General features: G+C 55.7%; 15 protein-coding genes and 1 pseudogene. 14 read left to right on the forward strand and 2 right to left on the reverse strand.

Annotated elements, in window-relative coordinates; genetic code table 11:
• Nucleotides 1–12: 12 nt before the first annotated feature.
• Both ASE07_RS17670 and ASE07_RS17675 read right to left on the reverse strand, forming a co-directional pair.
• Nucleotides 13–798 (reverse strand): enoyl-CoA hydratase-related protein, encoded by a 786-nt coding sequence (locus ASE07_RS17670; protein ID WP_057292157.1) that lies wholly within the window; start codon nt 796–798, stop codon nt 13–15.
• A 40-nt stretch (nt 799–838) separates the two neighbouring features.
• Nucleotides 839–2,053 (reverse strand): CaiB/BaiF CoA transferase family protein, encoded by a 1,215-nt coding sequence (locus ASE07_RS17675; RefSeq protein ID WP_082584239.1) that lies wholly within the window; start codon nt 2,051–2,053, stop codon nt 839–841.
• Nucleotides 2,054–2,454: 401 nt separating this feature from the next.
• On the opposite strand from ASE07_RS17675, the gene ASE07_RS17680 reads away from it, so the two are divergent.
• The 14 genes and pseudogenes from ASE07_RS17680 (at nt 2,455) to ASE07_RS30750 (ending at nt 13,918) form a co-directional block, all read left to right on the forward strand.
• A complete protein-coding gene (locus tag ASE07_RS17680) occupies nt 2,455–3,663 on the forward strand; it encodes an ABC transporter substrate-binding protein (protein ID WP_156396732.1) in 1,209 nt (402 codons plus the stop codon).
• Between the two features lie 162 nt (nt 3,664–3,825).
• A complete protein-coding gene (locus tag ASE07_RS17685) occupies nt 3,826–5,490 on the forward strand; it encodes a sigma-54 interaction domain-containing protein (RefSeq protein ID WP_057292160.1) in 1,665 nt (554 codons plus the stop codon).
• 263 nt (nt 5,491–5,753) lie between these two features.
• Entirely contained in the window at nt 5,754–6,185 is a 432-nt protein-coding gene (locus ASE07_RS17690) for a PaaI family thioesterase (RefSeq protein ID WP_162256901.1), read from the forward strand.
• A 297-nt stretch (nt 6,186–6,482) separates the two neighbouring features.
• Nucleotides 6,483–7,280, forward strand: a complete 798-nt coding sequence (locus ASE07_RS17695) for an enoyl-CoA hydratase/isomerase family protein (protein WP_057292162.1) — start codon at nt 6,483–6,485, stop codon at nt 7,278–7,280.
• Nucleotides 7,281–7,309: 29 nt separating this feature from the next.
• Nucleotides 7,310–7,735 carry a Zn-ribbon domain-containing OB-fold protein gene (locus tag ASE07_RS17700; protein WP_057292163.1) on the forward strand — a complete coding sequence of 142 codons (426 nt, stop codon included), beginning with the start codon at nt 7,310–7,312 and terminating at the stop codon, nt 7,733–7,735.
• Nucleotide 7,736: 1 nt separating this feature from the next.
• Nucleotides 7,737–8,909 (forward strand): thiolase C-terminal domain-containing protein, encoded by a 1,173-nt coding sequence (locus tag ASE07_RS17705; protein WP_057292164.1) that lies wholly within the window; start codon nt 7,737–7,739, stop codon nt 8,907–8,909.
• Between the two features lie 25 nt (nt 8,910–8,934).
• Entirely contained in the window at nt 8,935–9,399 is a 465-nt protein-coding gene (locus ASE07_RS17710) for a MaoC/PaaZ C-terminal domain-containing protein (protein ID WP_057292165.1), read from the forward strand.
• A 37-nt stretch (nt 9,400–9,436) separates the two neighbouring features.
• On the forward strand, nt 9,437–10,594 hold the full coding sequence (locus ASE07_RS17715; protein WP_327196060.1) for an acyl-CoA dehydrogenase family protein: 1,158 nt from the start codon (nt 9,437–9,439) through the stop codon (nt 10,592–10,594).
• 27 nt (nt 10,595–10,621) lie between these two features.
• Nucleotides 10,622–11,596 carry a Bug family tripartite tricarboxylate transporter substrate binding protein gene (locus tag ASE07_RS17720; RefSeq protein WP_057292166.1) on the forward strand — a complete coding sequence of 325 codons (975 nt, stop codon included), beginning with the start codon at nt 10,622–10,624 and terminating at the stop codon, nt 11,594–11,596.
• A gap of 172 nt (nt 11,597–11,768) precedes the next feature.
• Nucleotides 11,769–12,326, forward strand: coding sequence for a tripartite tricarboxylate transporter TctB family protein (locus ASE07_RS17725; protein ID WP_156396729.1), 558 nt, complete (start codon nt 11,769–11,771; stop codon nt 12,324–12,326).
• A 45-nt stretch (nt 12,327–12,371) separates the two neighbouring features.
• On the forward strand, nt 12,372–12,647 hold the full coding sequence (locus tag ASE07_RS30740) for a recombinase family protein (RefSeq protein ID WP_082584238.1): 276 nt from the start codon (nt 12,372–12,374) through the stop codon (nt 12,645–12,647).
• A 480-nt stretch (nt 12,648–13,127) separates the two neighbouring features.
• Nucleotides 13,128–13,487 carry a helix-turn-helix domain-containing protein gene (locus ASE07_RS17730; protein ID WP_235548515.1) on the forward strand — a complete coding sequence of 120 codons (360 nt, stop codon included), beginning with the start codon at nt 13,128–13,130 and terminating at the stop codon, nt 13,485–13,487.
• A gap of 6 nt (nt 13,488–13,493) precedes the next feature.
• Nucleotides 13,494–13,598 (forward strand): annotated as a pseudogene (locus tag ASE07_RS30745) (helix-turn-helix domain-containing protein); the annotation flags it as partial.
• A 71-nt stretch (nt 13,599–13,669) separates the two neighbouring features.
• On the forward strand, nt 13,670–13,918 hold the full coding sequence (locus tag ASE07_RS30750; RefSeq protein WP_442946092.1) for a transposase: 249 nt from the start codon (nt 13,670–13,672) through the stop codon (nt 13,916–13,918).
• The last annotated feature ends 62 nt before the right edge of the window (nt 13,919–13,980 follow it).

A 13,980-nucleotide genomic window follows, 5' to 3' on the forward strand; every position in this document is an offset into this window, starting at 1 on the left:
GCGTGGTCGGCTTCAGTGGCCAAAGGTCGACGGATCGGGCTTGCGCTTTTCGGCGAAGGACTTTGACATTTCCTTCGATTCGTCAGTATCGAGATACTGGCGCAGCAACTGGTCGTGCGTCACACGGGACAGGCCAGCAACGCCGCCGTGGCGTGCACCGAAAGCGCCTTTGATTGCTGCCAGCGCGAACGCACCGCGGTTGGCAACTTCCAGCGCCATCTCGCGGGTGGCGGCGGCTAGCTGGTCGTCCGGAACAACCTTGTTGATTAGTCCGATAGACACGGCTTCTGCCGCTGAGATCTTGGGATTGAGGTACCAGATCTCCTTGGCTTTTTTCTTGCCAACCAGGTCTTCGAGATACCATGTGCCGTATCCGGCATCGAAGCTGCCCATCATCGGACCCACCTGACGGAACACAGCGCTTTCCTTTGCAATGGTCAGGTCGCACATCACCTGCAGCACATTCCCGCCACCGACGGCAAAGCCGTTCACCGAGGCGATTACGGGCTTCTGCAGCCGGTCGATACTCTCGTACATTTCTAGGACCGGAAGCACGCCCGCATAAAGTTTTGTGTCTTCCATACCCGTCTTCTCGCCCCCGATACAGAAGAAGCGATCGCCTGCCCCCGTGATCACCACGACACGTGTGCGCGTTTCGCGGCGAATCTCGTTGATGCAGTCGCGGATCTCGTGACACATGCGCTCATTGAACATGTTGCCGTTGTCCGGGCGGTTGAGCGTGATTGTGCCGATCGGGCCGTCTTCTTGATACAGGATGGTTTCGAATTTGCTGCTCATCGGTGATCTCCTTGTCGTCGAATTGAGGATTAAGTATGTATTACTGTGCAGGCTTACCCGCGAGCGCTGCGAGTCTGGTGTCGTCCCAGTCGAGCCAGGTCTTAAATACTTTCATGGTGTCCTCGCCAAGGCGCGGCGGGGCCGACCGGCAGGCGTGGCTATTGCCGTCGAAGCGTATGCCGAGGCCAATCTGTGGGATGGCGAAGCCGTTGCGTTCGAGTGAAAAAAACAACCCGCGTTCCTGCATGGCCGGGTCCTGCACAACTTCATCGAGACGGTTGATCGGACCGGCTGGTACACGAGACTTGGCAAAAAGCGCAAGCCAATGGCTGCGAGGTTTAGTGCGGAGTGCTTTCTGGATTTCTTCCACGATTTCCGGCCGGTGACGGCGTCGTCCCTCGTTATTCGCCAAGCGCGGGTCGGCCGCCATATCCTGACGCCCGATGGCGTTGCAGAAGCGGATCCAAATGCCGTCATTGCCGAGGCCCAGAGTCAACGGGGCATCTTCGGCGTCGAAGGTCTGATAGATCGCGATCACGCTGTCCTTGCCTCCGGCGCGGCGCGGCAGCTCACCCGAGCCAAGGAACGGAATGATGCGCGGCGTGAGGAAGCGTGTCATGCTTTCGACCATCGAGACGTCGATTTCCTGGCCGAACCCGGTGCGGTTGCGCGCAATGATTGCAGCCAGCGTGGCCAAGGCCGCATCCTGTCCCGCCAGAAGATCCGCCGCCGGCGTGCCGACTTTCTGCGGATCGCCGTCTGCTTCACCCGTTAGGTCCATGACACCGCTATAGCCCTCGGCGATCAGGTCATAGCAAGGCAGGTCGGCGTTCGGGCCGCTCAAGCCAAATCCTGTGATGGAAACATGGATTAAGCGAGGGTTAACCGCCTTGAGCGTTTCGTAGTCGATGCCAAGTTTCTTCTGGCTGCGCAGTACCTGGTTCGTGAGCATGACGTCCGCCTTGGAAACCAGCGCTCGCAACGTCTCTCGGCCGGCGGGCTGCGAAGTGTCGAGAGTGACACTCTGCTTGTTGCGGTTCACGCTCAGGAACCACAGGGACTCGCCGTCGAGGAAAGGAGGTCCCCAGGCGCGCGCGTCATCCCCCTGTTCCGGCCGCTCGATCTTGGCGACTTCGGCACCTAAGTCCGCCAGCAGCAGGCCCGCATAAGGGCCCGCCACCGATGTTGTCATATCCAGTACACGAATACCTTCGAGAAGATTGATCGCTTGAGAAGGCAGTGGCGGAGAGCGCATGTTATCAGCAGGGACCATGAGGAAAGCAGTTCAAAAGTTGTAGGTAATCTCGCAATAGCAACGTCTGTGCCACTGGCGCTCAGTCATGCCCTACCTTCTCCAAACCCTGCCGCAAGCTTGTATTTACGTGGCTAGGCGGAGCGTGTCCGGGCACGCGGCGATCAGATCAAGCTCCTGGAGGAGTACAGTTGTCTACGTCGAAGACAGTGCTTGGAGGCAGTTTGCTCGTGGCGAAGGCAGTACGAGAACGGGATGGTGAAAAAACGACGGCGGACTGCAGGCGGAGAGGATGTATGCGCCGGCTTTACTTATGGAATGGAATTTGCGTTTCATTTGCTGCAGCGGTGTATGCGCCGTTGACGCCCTTCCCATTAACAACTACAAAACAAATGGAGACGATGATGAAACTTCATTCTAAGTCGGCAACCCTTCTGATTGCGCTTTCCGTTCTACCGTTGTTCGCCTTCGCTCAAGTTTCTGACAATGAGGTAAAAATCGGTGTCATGGTTGACAAGACTGGGGTCTACTCCGCTAACGGCGGACCAGGCGCAGTCAGGGCAGTCGAGATGGCAGTCCAAGATTTCGGCGGCAAGGTCCATGGCAAGCCGATTCAGGTATTGAGTGCCGATTACCAGAACAAGGTCGATATTGCCGCCACTAAGGGCCGGGAGTGGTTCGACCGTGAGCAAGTTGATATGATCATTGAGTCGACCGATTCGGCCGCGGCAATCGCACTGCAAAAACTAGGTGCTGAGAAGAAGAAAGTTATGATTTTCGCCGGCTCGGCCTCCACGGCGCTTACCAACAACGAGTGTTCTCCTTACGGAATCCACTATGTATACGACACCTATGCGCTGGCGACAGGAACCGGCCGCGCAGTGATGCAGGAGGGCGGAGATAGCTGGTATTTCATTACGGCCGACTACGCGTTCGGCAGCTCCTTGGAAAAGGATACCACCAAGGTTATACAAAAGATGGGCGGCAAAGTCCACGGCACGCGCAGGCATCCGCTGAACGCGACTGACTTTTCTTCCTTCCTTTTGCAGGCTCAGACATCCAAGGCAAAGATTATCGGGCTGGCCAATGCCGGCAAGGATACGCAGAACGCGGTACGGCAGGCAGCGGAGTTCGGCGTCGGGCGCTCCGGCCAAAAACTGGCGACGCTGCTGGTATTCGATACCGACATCAAAGGCATGGGGCTGAATATCTCCCAGAACCTCCTGTTCACCACGGGCTTCTATTGGGATTACAACGATGAGACACGCAATTGGTCGAAACGGTTCTACGCCGTCCACGGGGCGATGCCAACAATGATTCAGGCGGGGGCATATTCCGCAACCATGCATTACCTCAAGGCCATCCAGTCTGCCGGAACGGACAACGCCGACGCCGTAACCAAAAAGATGAAAGAGACCGAAATCAACGACTTCTTCGCCAAGGGTGGAAAGATTAGGGCAAACGGCCGAATGGTGCATGACATGTATCTGGCCGAAGTCAAGACGCCCGCCGAGTCGAAAGGCGAATGGGACATTGTCAGGATCAAGAGGGTCATTTCAGGCGAGCAGGCGTTTCAGCCGCTATCTGAAAACACTTGTTTTCTCGGTAAATAAGGTGGTGAGGAACAGGCATGGCCGTATGGTGCGGTTTGGAGTCCTGCTCCTTCCACACTCACTACGCATAACCATCGTCCGGTAGCTGTGTCGGCCCCATGATATAAGTGTATTCTTGGAAGACACCGCAGATTTCCCATACTTATAAGACGGATAATAGATATGATGGTAAATGAGACAGGCCGTTTCGGAATTCTGATAATAGACACCAACGATATCGTGGTGTACGCCGGCGGTTGCGCCGATAGCATCAAGATTCGGCACAAGCTTCTGGAAGGCCTGGATGAAAAGCGCGCGCAAGGCAGCGGGATGATAGCGCTGGAACTTGGAAGGCAGATGGTTGTGACGTATCGCGCAATGGCAGATGCGATGGTCTTTTTCATCCAGCCGGTTGAAGAGAAGTCGGCGCTCTTCGATTTGATTACCTGCGTTGATTTCGCGCACGCCATCTTTACCTATCTGGTTGAAAACCCCTATTTTTCGATGATCGTAGCGGATGAGCAATCGCGGCTCAAATTTATTCCCCCAGTACATGAGAAGTTTTTCGGATTCAAGCGCGGGGAAGGAATAGGGAAGCACGTCACGGAAGTGATTGAGAACACCCGGCTGCATGAGGTCGTGCAGAGCGGCCGTGCGGAGATCGGCAAGCTGCAGGAAATGGGTGGAGTGACTCGCGTCGTTTCCCGCATTCCCATCACGCAAAACGGCAAGACTGTCGGGGCGATTGGCCAGGTCATGTTCAAGGAACCGGAGACTGTTCACAATCTCTCACGTGAAGTGACCAAGTTGCGTTCGGAAGTCCAATTCTACCGGCAAGAAATGTCAGGCATGAAGAAGAGCTCCTTTGATTTGGAACAGATGGTGGGCGACAGCGAAGCGATGCGACAACTCAAGTCGGACATCATCAAGGTGGCGCCGCTCCATGTCCCGGTGTTGATTGTCGGCGAGAGCGGCACAGGGAAGGAACTGGCCGCGCACGCAATTCATGCGTTAAGCCTGCGCAGCAAGAACCGAATGATTTTTGTCAACGCAGCAGCACTTCCGGGCGGGCTTGTCGAAAGCGAATTGTTCGGATACGAGTCCGGCGCATTCACGGGGGCAGAGAAAGCCGGCCGCAAAGGCAAGTTCGAACTGGCTGACAACAGCTCATTGTTCTTCGACGAGGTCGGCGACATGCCGGCTGAAATTCAGGTAAAGCTGCTGCGTGTCCTGCAGGATGGCATGTTTGAGCGTGTCGGCGGCAACCGGGTCTTTCATTCGGACTTCCGTCTTATCTGCGCCAGTAACTGTAACTTCCAGGAGATGATAGGCAACGGACAGTTCCGACTCGACCTTTATTATCGAATCAGCGGTGTGACCATTCGCATGCCGAGCTTGCGTGAGCGCCTTGAGGACGTCCCGGAGCTCGTGCAAAGCATCCTGGTTTCATTCGCCAACCGTCATCGAACGTCGGTAAAGCGCGTTGATGGTCGTGTCTATGACTTTTTGCGAGAGCAGTCGTGGCCCGGGAATGTCCGGCAGCTCTTGCATGAAGTGGAGAAAGCAGCCATCTTCTGCGACGGTCCCGAAATCACCATCGAGAATTTTCGCCTTATGAGCGACATCCCGCTGGAGAGAGCGTCTTCCTCCGAGGCGCCCGTTCCAGTCAATGCTTCAAACGGCACAGCTGCGCCTTCTTCGACGCGAACGATCCAAGACGCCATCAATGAGCTGGAAAAAAACATGATTCGAGAAGCCATGAGCAGGCATCGCGGAAACAAAAAGAAGGCGGCGGAGGAACTGGGGATCTCGCGTGCCTATCTCTACAAGAAGCTCGATCCGGAATAGCGGTTGGCTTGCCGCGCTCTGCACTTCCCTCTCCCGCGGGCGGGAGAGGGAAGTGCAAGCTGCCGAATTCAGACATCGCAATCAAAGCGCCTCTCGGTCTCTTCCCCCACAGACACCTATTTTGTCTTGCCCGCATACAGCTCACATGAATTGAGCGGCTCGACTACCCGAGAACCGCGACAACACGCGCTACAACTTCAGTATTTGTGATGGCATACGACTTGCTCCGTAGCGGCCTAATGATGACACTCATGGGAGATCGCATGGAAAAAATTAAACAACAATATGAAGTCGGCGGGCGTGAAGGATCCGCTCCTCATTTTAAAGCCCTGCTTGGTTTCGAGCGCCTGGAATCGCCAGAGGGAAGCGCTATCGTAGAGCTCAAGCTGCGACAGGAACACTGCAATTTCAAAGGTACAGTTCACGGTGGCGTGGTCATGACGCTGATTGACGTCGCCGGCTACTGGGCAGGCGTAAAAAAAGACGTTTCGGAGCATATCGCCTCCACGGTTTCCATGAATTGCTCCTTCCTGCGTGGTACCGGCCTTGCGCAGACAACGTCATTGCGAGCCGAAGCTCAAATCACCAAACGCGGCCGATCCATGTACTTTTCAACGATCAAGGTCTACGCGTGTCCGGGGGGAGAAATGCTGGCATCCGGACAAGGCGTCTTCAGCGTAGCGCAGCCGCGGTAAGGCGAGTGTATCCCGCGCTGCCAATTGCGTATCAGTTGTATGTGAAGCAGACATCTCAGCTGGCGAAAGACGCTATTCCGCGCAGCTCGGCATACGGCTCCTTGCATCTCGCAGGCGCGTCACCAACTGCTTCAGTCGGAAAATTGTTTTGACGAATCAATGAGTTGGCGAAGTGCGTTTTGACTCAAGCCATGCTTGGCAAGCCGCATCAACACATTTCTTACCCCATTGGCATATCGATTGCTATTCCAGATGCGATAAGGCGCATTTCGGCGCATCGATGCATGGAGACTGATAATGACTAACAAACTAGTGACTACGGAAAGAGACGGCGGTGTAATGATTATCCGCCTTTCGAGTCCGGAGAATTTGAATTCCCTGACGATGGACATGCGCGCGCAAATTGGCGCCGCGGTGGACGAGGCTGGACGTGATCACGCTGTGCGATCGGTGTTCTTGGCTGCCGACGGCCCGAGCTTCTGTGCAGGCGGAGACCTGCACATGCTGAAGACATCGTGCGACCCATGGACCGTCCATCGCCGGTTCCGCGGCCTGAATCAGTGGTTGTCACCCTTAATTAATCTTGACAAGCCGGTAGTAATCGGTGTTCAGGGTTACGCGGTCGGGGGCGGCATGGGACTGGCGTTGACCGGTGATGTGCTGATCGCCGGCGAAAGCGCGAAGTTCATGGCAGGTTTTTTCCGGTTAGGCGTGGTGCCGGACATCGCCACCATGTATCACCTTCCGCGTCTCATCGGCATGGCGCGCGCCAAAAATTTCATATTCAGTGGTGGAACCTTCACTGCGCACCAAGCCGCCGAGCTCGGCCTGGTAGCCAAGGTGGTGCCGGATGACGAGCTCCACGCGATGGGATTGCGTCAAGCGCAGCGCCTCGCCGAGGGGCCGGCCGAGGTCATGGGGCTTGCCAAGACGTTGATGGCGCGCACCTTTGAAACATCTCTGTCCGACATGATGGCCTTCGAGGGCTTTGGCCAGGTGCTGGCCATGTCGAACCCTGAATTCCATGAAGGCCTTGATGCCGCGATCGAACGCAGGCCCGCAGACTTCCCTGGCGCCACCGCCAAGGCCAAGTGAGATTGCTCAACTATTTAGCGAGAAAACGAATGAGTCAAAACCTTCCGCAACCCATCGCCAATCCAGACTCCCAAGTTTACTGGGATGGCGCTCGCGAGAATCGCCTGATGATCCGGAAATGCAAATCCTGCGGGACGGTCCATTTCCTCCCTCGCTACTTGTGTCCAAAGTGCTGGAGCACCGAGCTGGAATGGATACAGGCGAGCGGACGGGGCACTGTCCACAGCTATAGCATAGTCCGTCGTGCGGCGCTCCCCGAATTTGCCGATCAGGTGCCATATGTGTTGGCACTAATTGATTTGGATGAAGGAACGCGAATGATGGCCAACATCCTTGGCAAGGACGCGCTTGAAACCCGGATCGCTGACCGGGTCGAGGTTTGCTTTGAACAGCGTGGGGACAACGCGAAAGTGCCTCAATTCGTCCGCCAGTCCGGCACAAAGGAAGGTAACTGACATGATGAACACATTGCGCAACAAGGTAGCGATTGTGGGAGTCGGAGAGTCCGACATCGGCAAGGTGCCGGGTATGAGCGGTCTGGGACTCAATGCCCAGGCAGCGCGGCGCGCACTGGATGATGCCGGAATGAAGGTGTCTGATATCGACGGCTTGTTGACCGCGTACTCCTTTACGGAGCCGTACTTCATGCTTGGAACCGTGATTAGCGAATACCTCGGCATCAAGCCGCGGTACAACGCATCCATGGTGGTAGGCGGTGCCTCACCTGGGGTCATGCTCAAGCATGCTGCCGAAGCAATCGCATCCGGACAATGCAATACCGTCCTAGTGTGCGCTGGCGAAAACCGCGCCACCGGACAGAGCCGCGACCAAGCTGTAGCGGCACTTACCGCAGTAGGTCACCCATATTTCGAACAGCCCTACGGGGCATCAATTCCTGCCTTCTACGCAATGATTGCGCGTCGGCACATGGAAGAATTCGGCACGACGGAGGAGCAGATGGCCGCCGTCGCTGTCACGACCCGCGCACACGCAATGCTTCATCCGAACGCGCACGCCAAAAAGCCCTTGACGCTGGAAGACGTAATGAATTCCAAGCCGATCGCCGATCCGCTCAAAATGCTGGATTGCTGCTTGCTGTCGGACGCCGGCGGCGCGTTCATCGTGACCTCCGCCGAACGCGCCAAGGATCTGCTCCGCCGCCCGGTATACCTGGCAGGCATCGGCGAGTTTCACACGCATGAGCACATTTCCTTCGCGCCGAGCCTCACTGAGTTCGGCGCACGCGAATCCGGTGAAGCTGCGTACCGCATGGCAGGGCTCGGACCATCGGACATTGATGTTGCGCAGCTCTACGATTGCTTCTCCATCGTACCGATCGTCGAGCTGGAAGAACTAGGATTCTGCGGACGCGGCGAAGGCGGCTTCTATTACCAGGAAGGCCATGCCCGAATTGGCGGAAAGATGCCGGTCAATACGCATGGCGGCATGTTGTCGCATGCGCACGCAGGCTCGGTAGGGGGACTGTTCGGCATTGTCGAAGCGGTTCGGCAGTTGCGTGGAGGTCTGGGAAGCCGGCAGGTGGAAGGAGCGGAAGTGGCGTTAGTGCATAACGAAGGAGGCATTCTATCGTCGCATTGCACGCTGATACTGACAAACGAAAAACGATAACACTTTTTATAGAGGAGAAACCACCATGTCTACACGCCCCATCCGAGGCAAGTATTTCGAAGATTTTGAGGCTGGCGCCGAATACATCACACCAGCACGTACTATCACTTCGACCGACATCGTCAATTTCGCTTGCCTGTCGGGCGACTTCAACGAAGTGCATGCCAATTTCGAGTATTGCAAATCGACCCCCTTCGGCGAGCCGGTTGCACACGGTCCCCTAGTTTACGCCATCGCCGCCGGTCTCCAATATGCCAGCGGCCTGAACGATGGAACGCTGCTCGCATTGCTGCAAATCGACGGCTGGAAGATGCTCGCGCCTGTCAAACACGGTGACACCATTCATATGGTGTCGAAGGTGCTTGGCAAGAAGGAATCAAGCAAGCCAGATCGCGGTGCAGTGACATTGCAGCGACGGATCGTCAAGCAGGACGGCACCACGGTCCAGGAGATGAACGTCACTCTTCTGTACCGCCGCCGGCCTCAATAACCAAGGCCGCCCTTTTCAATTTCCAGGAGATGACAGAATGATGAACCAATCCAACGTGGACTTCGGACTGACGGAAGCACAAAAGATGATCCGTGAAAGTGCGCTGCAGCTCGTCGAAGAGGCGTTGCCGCGCGAAAAGATTCTAGAGCTTGACGAAGCACGCCAGTTTCCATTTGAAGCGTATGAGGCGATGGCTAAGGCAGGGTGGCTTGGCCTTCCATACGAAGTGGAGTATGGCGGTTCCGAAGGCTCCTTCAAGGATTTAACAATCTTTATCGAGTCAGTTGCGTATCACAGTGCGCAGCTCGCGTCGGCGTACATGACTAGCGTGATCTACGGTGGAATGCAGGTGAGGCACGGCGGCAGCCAGGCGTTGAAGGCAGAAATCCTGCCTGGTGTGATTGCAGGTACCACCCGCCTTGCGCTGTGTCTTACGGAGCCCGAAACCGGCTCCGATGTTGCCTCCATCCGCACCAGAGCAGTCCAGGATGGTGACGACTACGTCATTACAGGGCAAAAGGTGTACATCACATGCGCGCACGTCGCGCATCACCTAGTCGTGGCCACCAAGACCGAGCGCGATGCCGGACACAAGGGGATTACGCTGTTCCTAGTGGATGTACGCTCACCAGGTGTGACGATACGTCCTCTCAAGTCCCTTGGTCGGCGCATGATACACACTAGTGAAGTCTACTTCGACAATGTTCGTGTTCCAGCAGCACGCATGCTGGGAGAGAAAAACGGCGGCTGGAAAGCGCTGATGCGCGGCCTGAATCTTGAAAGGATGGGTTTGGCGGCAGCAGCATGCGGAAACATGATGAAAATTATTGATTATGCCCGCGATTACGCCGTCGAGCGCACGCAGTTCGGCAAACCGATCTCAAGTTACCAGGCCATTGCCCATAAATTCGCGGACATGCAAATCATGGCGGAAAGCGCCCGAGTCATGACGCACCGGGTGGCAGATATGCTGGATGCCGGAGAGTCACCGACGATGGAAACGGCGATGGCCAAGGTGCTCGCGACGGAAAACAATTCACGCTGCGCCGACATGGGCATCCAAATTATGGGTGGCGCGGGTTACATGATGGAACACGAGATGCAGATGTATTTCCGGGACGCCCGGATTGGAGCAATCGGCGGCGGCACGAACGAGATTATGCGTTCCGTTATCGCCAAGCAGATGGACCTATAACAACCCGTACCAGGAGACGAGATAAAAATGAAACCCAGATTTTTAAGTAAGATGATTGTAGGTATTGTAGTACTAGGATTTGCTTTATCGGCTGCGGCCCAGGGATATCCGACCAAGCCGATTCGGTTGATCGTTCCCTATTCCGCCGGCGGCACAACCGACACGCTTTCGCGCGCCTATGCGAAGACGTTGTCCGACATTCTCAAGCAGCCGGTCGTGGTCGACAACAAGCCTGGCGCCGGCGGCAATATCGGCATGGATTTTGTAGCCAAGTCTGCGCCCGACGGGTACACGCTCGGCTTCGCACCAAACGGGCCGCTGGCTGTCAACGCCACGCTGTTTACCAAGTTGCCCTATGATCCAGCCACAGACTTCGCACCTGTCACGCTGATGGCATTCGTTCCAAATGTGATCGCTGCGCATCCAAGCGTGGGCGTGAAGTCGCTGGAAGACTTGATCCGTCTTGCTAAGGCCAATCCTGACAAATACAATTTCGCAACCGGTGGTAATGGCACCACTCAGCACCTCAGTGGCGAAATGCTGAAGGTCATGGCAAATATCAATCTTAGCCATATCCCCTACAAGGGGGACGGTCCGGCGATAACGGATGCTATCGGCGGACAGGTGTCGATCGTTATTGGTAGCGTAACCGCCACCTTGCCGTATGTGAAGGCGGGCAAGCTGATCCCGTTGGCCGTCACATCACGCAAAAGAAATCCGGCGTTACCAGATGTACCGACGGTTGAGGAGACGGGATTGTCTGGATATGAGGCAACAGCGTGGTATGGAGTTGTCGCACCGGCAGGGACGCCGAAGGAGATTATTCAAAAGCTGAATAGCGCAAGCATCAAGGCCATCAGTTCGAGAGAAGTAGCCGATCGCATTGCTGCCACAGGCGGCACCTCAGTCACGAATAGCCCCGAGGAATTTGCAGCATTTATCCGAACCGAGATTCCACGCTGGGCCCAAGTGGTCAAACAGGCCGGCGCGAAGATTGACTGACACAGAAACAAGTCGCGTACGGTGTTGATTAACGAGGCGGCTAGTTTGTAAGCCTTGCCTATAGGTTGCCTACTCCTGCTTCTAAATCACAAACCGGCTCGCGGCAAAAATGGTCGCAAGCCGGTTCCCAGATAAGTAAGTTTATTGGGGAAATGGCGCGTCCCAAGCACACATGTATCTTCACCGCATTCGAGGGCTTGAAGCACATAACAAAACATCGGGCTCTGGTAGAGCCGAAAAACTGCGCTCGACGCTTAGAACCCATGTCGTTCATATTCATGCAGGCTACCTTGTGCAACATCTAGTTCGAGACTTAAGGGGCTTCGGATCCAAATCCATTTTTATATTCTTCGGCATGGCCGCCGTCATCGTTAGTCGCGCCTGCTTCATGTGGAGCGCCAGGAGGATAAAGGCTGCCTATTTCCCGACAGTGCTTGGCGGGACGCTCGCTCTGATCGGGCTTGCCACGGTCGTCTGCTCGGTATTCCGGCCTGGCGAAGCGATTCTAAAATTCGCGCTTAAAGAGGTATGCCTGATTCTGTTGTCGATTATCCTTTTCGGCTTTTTGGTGGTCCGAGCAGGTCTGATGGTCGCAATCATCAATGATGTGATAGTAGACGGTTACGCGAGCGCAGCGTTCAAGTTCAGCGCTTTGTGTTGCGGCTCGAATCGGGAGAACAAATCGTCTCCGTGGTTTTTGAGCAGCTTGTGTGTGGGCCATTATGAGTAAACAACACTACAAGCGTCCATTTGCCTCGCATGCGGAGCGACAGAGATGAGTTGGACAAAGTTCATTGAACAGCAGCTTCGCGCTTCGGAGTTGTTGCACAAGGATCGCAACCAGCTTGTGAAAAAGCGTGCTGCTGCAGACATTTCAAGAACGACGTGGTACGACAGAGCTGCGGTCTTGGCTAGAATTAGCCAATGCCGGCAACGGGGCAAGACGTTCAGTGCGATTGCCTCTGAACTGAACCGGCAGGGTTTACGGGGCCGGAATGGAGCGCGTTGGTATTCATCCAGCGTTCGTGCATTCCTGGTAAGACACCAGTAGCTCCAACTTGGCTGGCGCACGCTGCTTACTTCACGTGGTCTACGTAGTACCCGCGCTTGGGGTCCACCTCGTACCGCACCAAGCCGTGCATATCGGTTTCAAGACCCGGAACTGTTTGTTGAAGCGCCGGTCTTAATCAAGGCATGGTATCAGGATGACAATTAAGCCAGCCGCACAGCTCACTGGATTACAGGGCACAAGCTGAATTTGCAGCCCTTCACCACTTTGCATCCAAGGATTCTACACTGTCGTGTTGTTAAATTCACGGAGCAAGTCAACTATGCCGACTTCCCTTTATTGAATGCGCAGCCTACGCTTCGCGTAACCATCAGTGTATCTGCTTCAGGGGTGGAGGAAGTCCATTACATTGCCGGTAAACCGAATCACAACCCACCTAACTTATACCAATCCTAAGGTTAAGCGAACCGCCTCTGGCGGAAGAGGTCGTGAATAAGACGAAGTTCCGTCTTGGAGGCGACTATGTTGACGCCAGAGGGATTGCGGCACCTGCAACAGTACAACTTTGACTTGCTGGCGAGGGAAGAACCGAACGGGCAACGACGGCGACGCTATATCGCCTTAGCTCACTTGAAGGACGGCAAGAGCTATACCGAAGTCGCAGCCGCCCGGCGTACCACCCGCCATACCGTTGCGCGCTGGGAGAGATGGTTCGAACGTGATAGTCTCAAAGGCTTAGGTAGCAAGCCGCGCTATTGGTGCAATCAGCGTCTGCCCAGAGAGCAGGAAGAAGCGTTTCGTGTGGCGATTGAGCAGTTACAGCAAGTCCGTCCTGGCGGTCGTCTCCGCGGCGAAGACATCCGCCAATTGCTGGCGCAATAGTTTGACGTGACGTACTCTCTCAATGGCGTCTATGAACCGTTAAAACGCCTGGGGATTGTGTGGATCTCGGCACGCTCGAGAAGCCCGTACGCTGATGCAGTCAGACAAGTGGATTTCGAAAAAAACTGCTGCGGGAAGTTCAGGCAGTTCTGCCCGCTGAGGTCAGCCTGGCCCAAGTCGATATTTGGTTCCAGGACGAGATGCGCATCGGCCAGCGCGGCACACAAACACGCTTGTGGGCCCGTAAGGGAACACGGCCTCGAATCGTGCGGCAACAGCTGTCGGAGTCGGCATATCTCTTTGGTGCCGTCTGTGCTGAGCGCGATACCGCCGTCGGTCTGGTGCTGCCCCATGCCGATACACAGACGATGTCGCATCACTTACAAGCCATCAGTGGTCTCGCCCCTATATTCCCGGACCGTCGGTATTAGTTATTTAAGGACTGCCGCTCCCTGAACATCCTCGGCGGCAGATACTTCAATGCACTGTGTGG

The sequence above is a fragment of the Noviherbaspirillum sp. Root189 genome, from assembly GCF_001428545.1.
Classification (GTDB): Bacteria; Pseudomonadota; Gammaproteobacteria; order Burkholderiales; family Burkholderiaceae_D; genus Noviherbaspirillum.

What these genes read in the sequence shown, in the direction of transcription:
- ASE07_RS17715 (WP_327196060.1), top strand. Translation starts at nt 9,437, where the DNA reads ATGATGAACCAATCCAACGTGGACTTCGGACTGACGGAAGCACAAAAG.
- ASE07_RS17695 (WP_057292162.1), top strand. Translation starts at nt 6,483, where the DNA reads ATGACTAACAAACTAGTGACTACGGAAAGAGACGGCGGTGTAATGATT.
- ASE07_RS17705 (WP_057292164.1), top strand. Translation starts at nt 7,737, where the DNA reads ATGATGAACACATTGCGCAACAAGGTAGCGATTGTGGGAGTCGGAGAG.
- ASE07_RS17720 (WP_057292166.1), top strand. Translation starts at nt 10,622, where the DNA reads ATGAAACCCAGATTTTTAAGTAAGATGATTGTAGGTATTGTAGTACTA.
- ASE07_RS17730 (WP_235548515.1), top strand. Translation starts at nt 13,128, where the DNA reads ATGTTGACGCCAGAGGGATTGCGGCACCTGCAACAGTACAACTTTGAC.
- ASE07_RS17725 (WP_156396729.1), top strand. Translation starts at nt 11,769, where the DNA reads ATGTATCTTCACCGCATTCGAGGGCTTGAAGCACATAACAAAACATCG.
- ASE07_RS17685 (WP_057292160.1), top strand. Translation starts at nt 3,826, where the DNA reads ATGATGGTAAATGAGACAGGCCGTTTCGGAATTCTGATAATAGACACC.
- ASE07_RS17670 (WP_057292157.1), bottom strand. Translation starts at nt 798, where the DNA reads ATGAGCAGCAAATTCGAAACCATCCTGTATCAAGAAGACGGCCCGATC.
- ASE07_RS17700 (WP_057292163.1), top strand. Translation starts at nt 7,310, where the DNA reads ATGAGTCAAAACCTTCCGCAACCCATCGCCAATCCAGACTCCCAAGTT.
- ASE07_RS17675 (WP_082584239.1), bottom strand. Translation starts at nt 2,053, where the DNA reads ATGCGCTCTCCGCCACTGCCTTCTCAAGCGATCAATCTTCTCGAAGGT.
- ASE07_RS17710 (WP_057292165.1), top strand. Translation starts at nt 8,935, where the DNA reads ATGTCTACACGCCCCATCCGAGGCAAGTATTTCGAAGATTTTGAGGCT.
- ASE07_RS17680 (WP_156396732.1), top strand. Translation starts at nt 2,455, where the DNA reads ATGAAACTTCATTCTAAGTCGGCAACCCTTCTGATTGCGCTTTCCGTT.
- ASE07_RS17690 (WP_162256901.1), top strand. Translation starts at nt 5,754, where the DNA reads ATGGAAAAAATTAAACAACAATATGAAGTCGGCGGGCGTGAAGGATCC.
- ASE07_RS30740 (WP_082584238.1), top strand. Translation starts at nt 12,372, where the DNA reads ATGAGTTGGACAAAGTTCATTGAACAGCAGCTTCGCGCTTCGGAGTTG.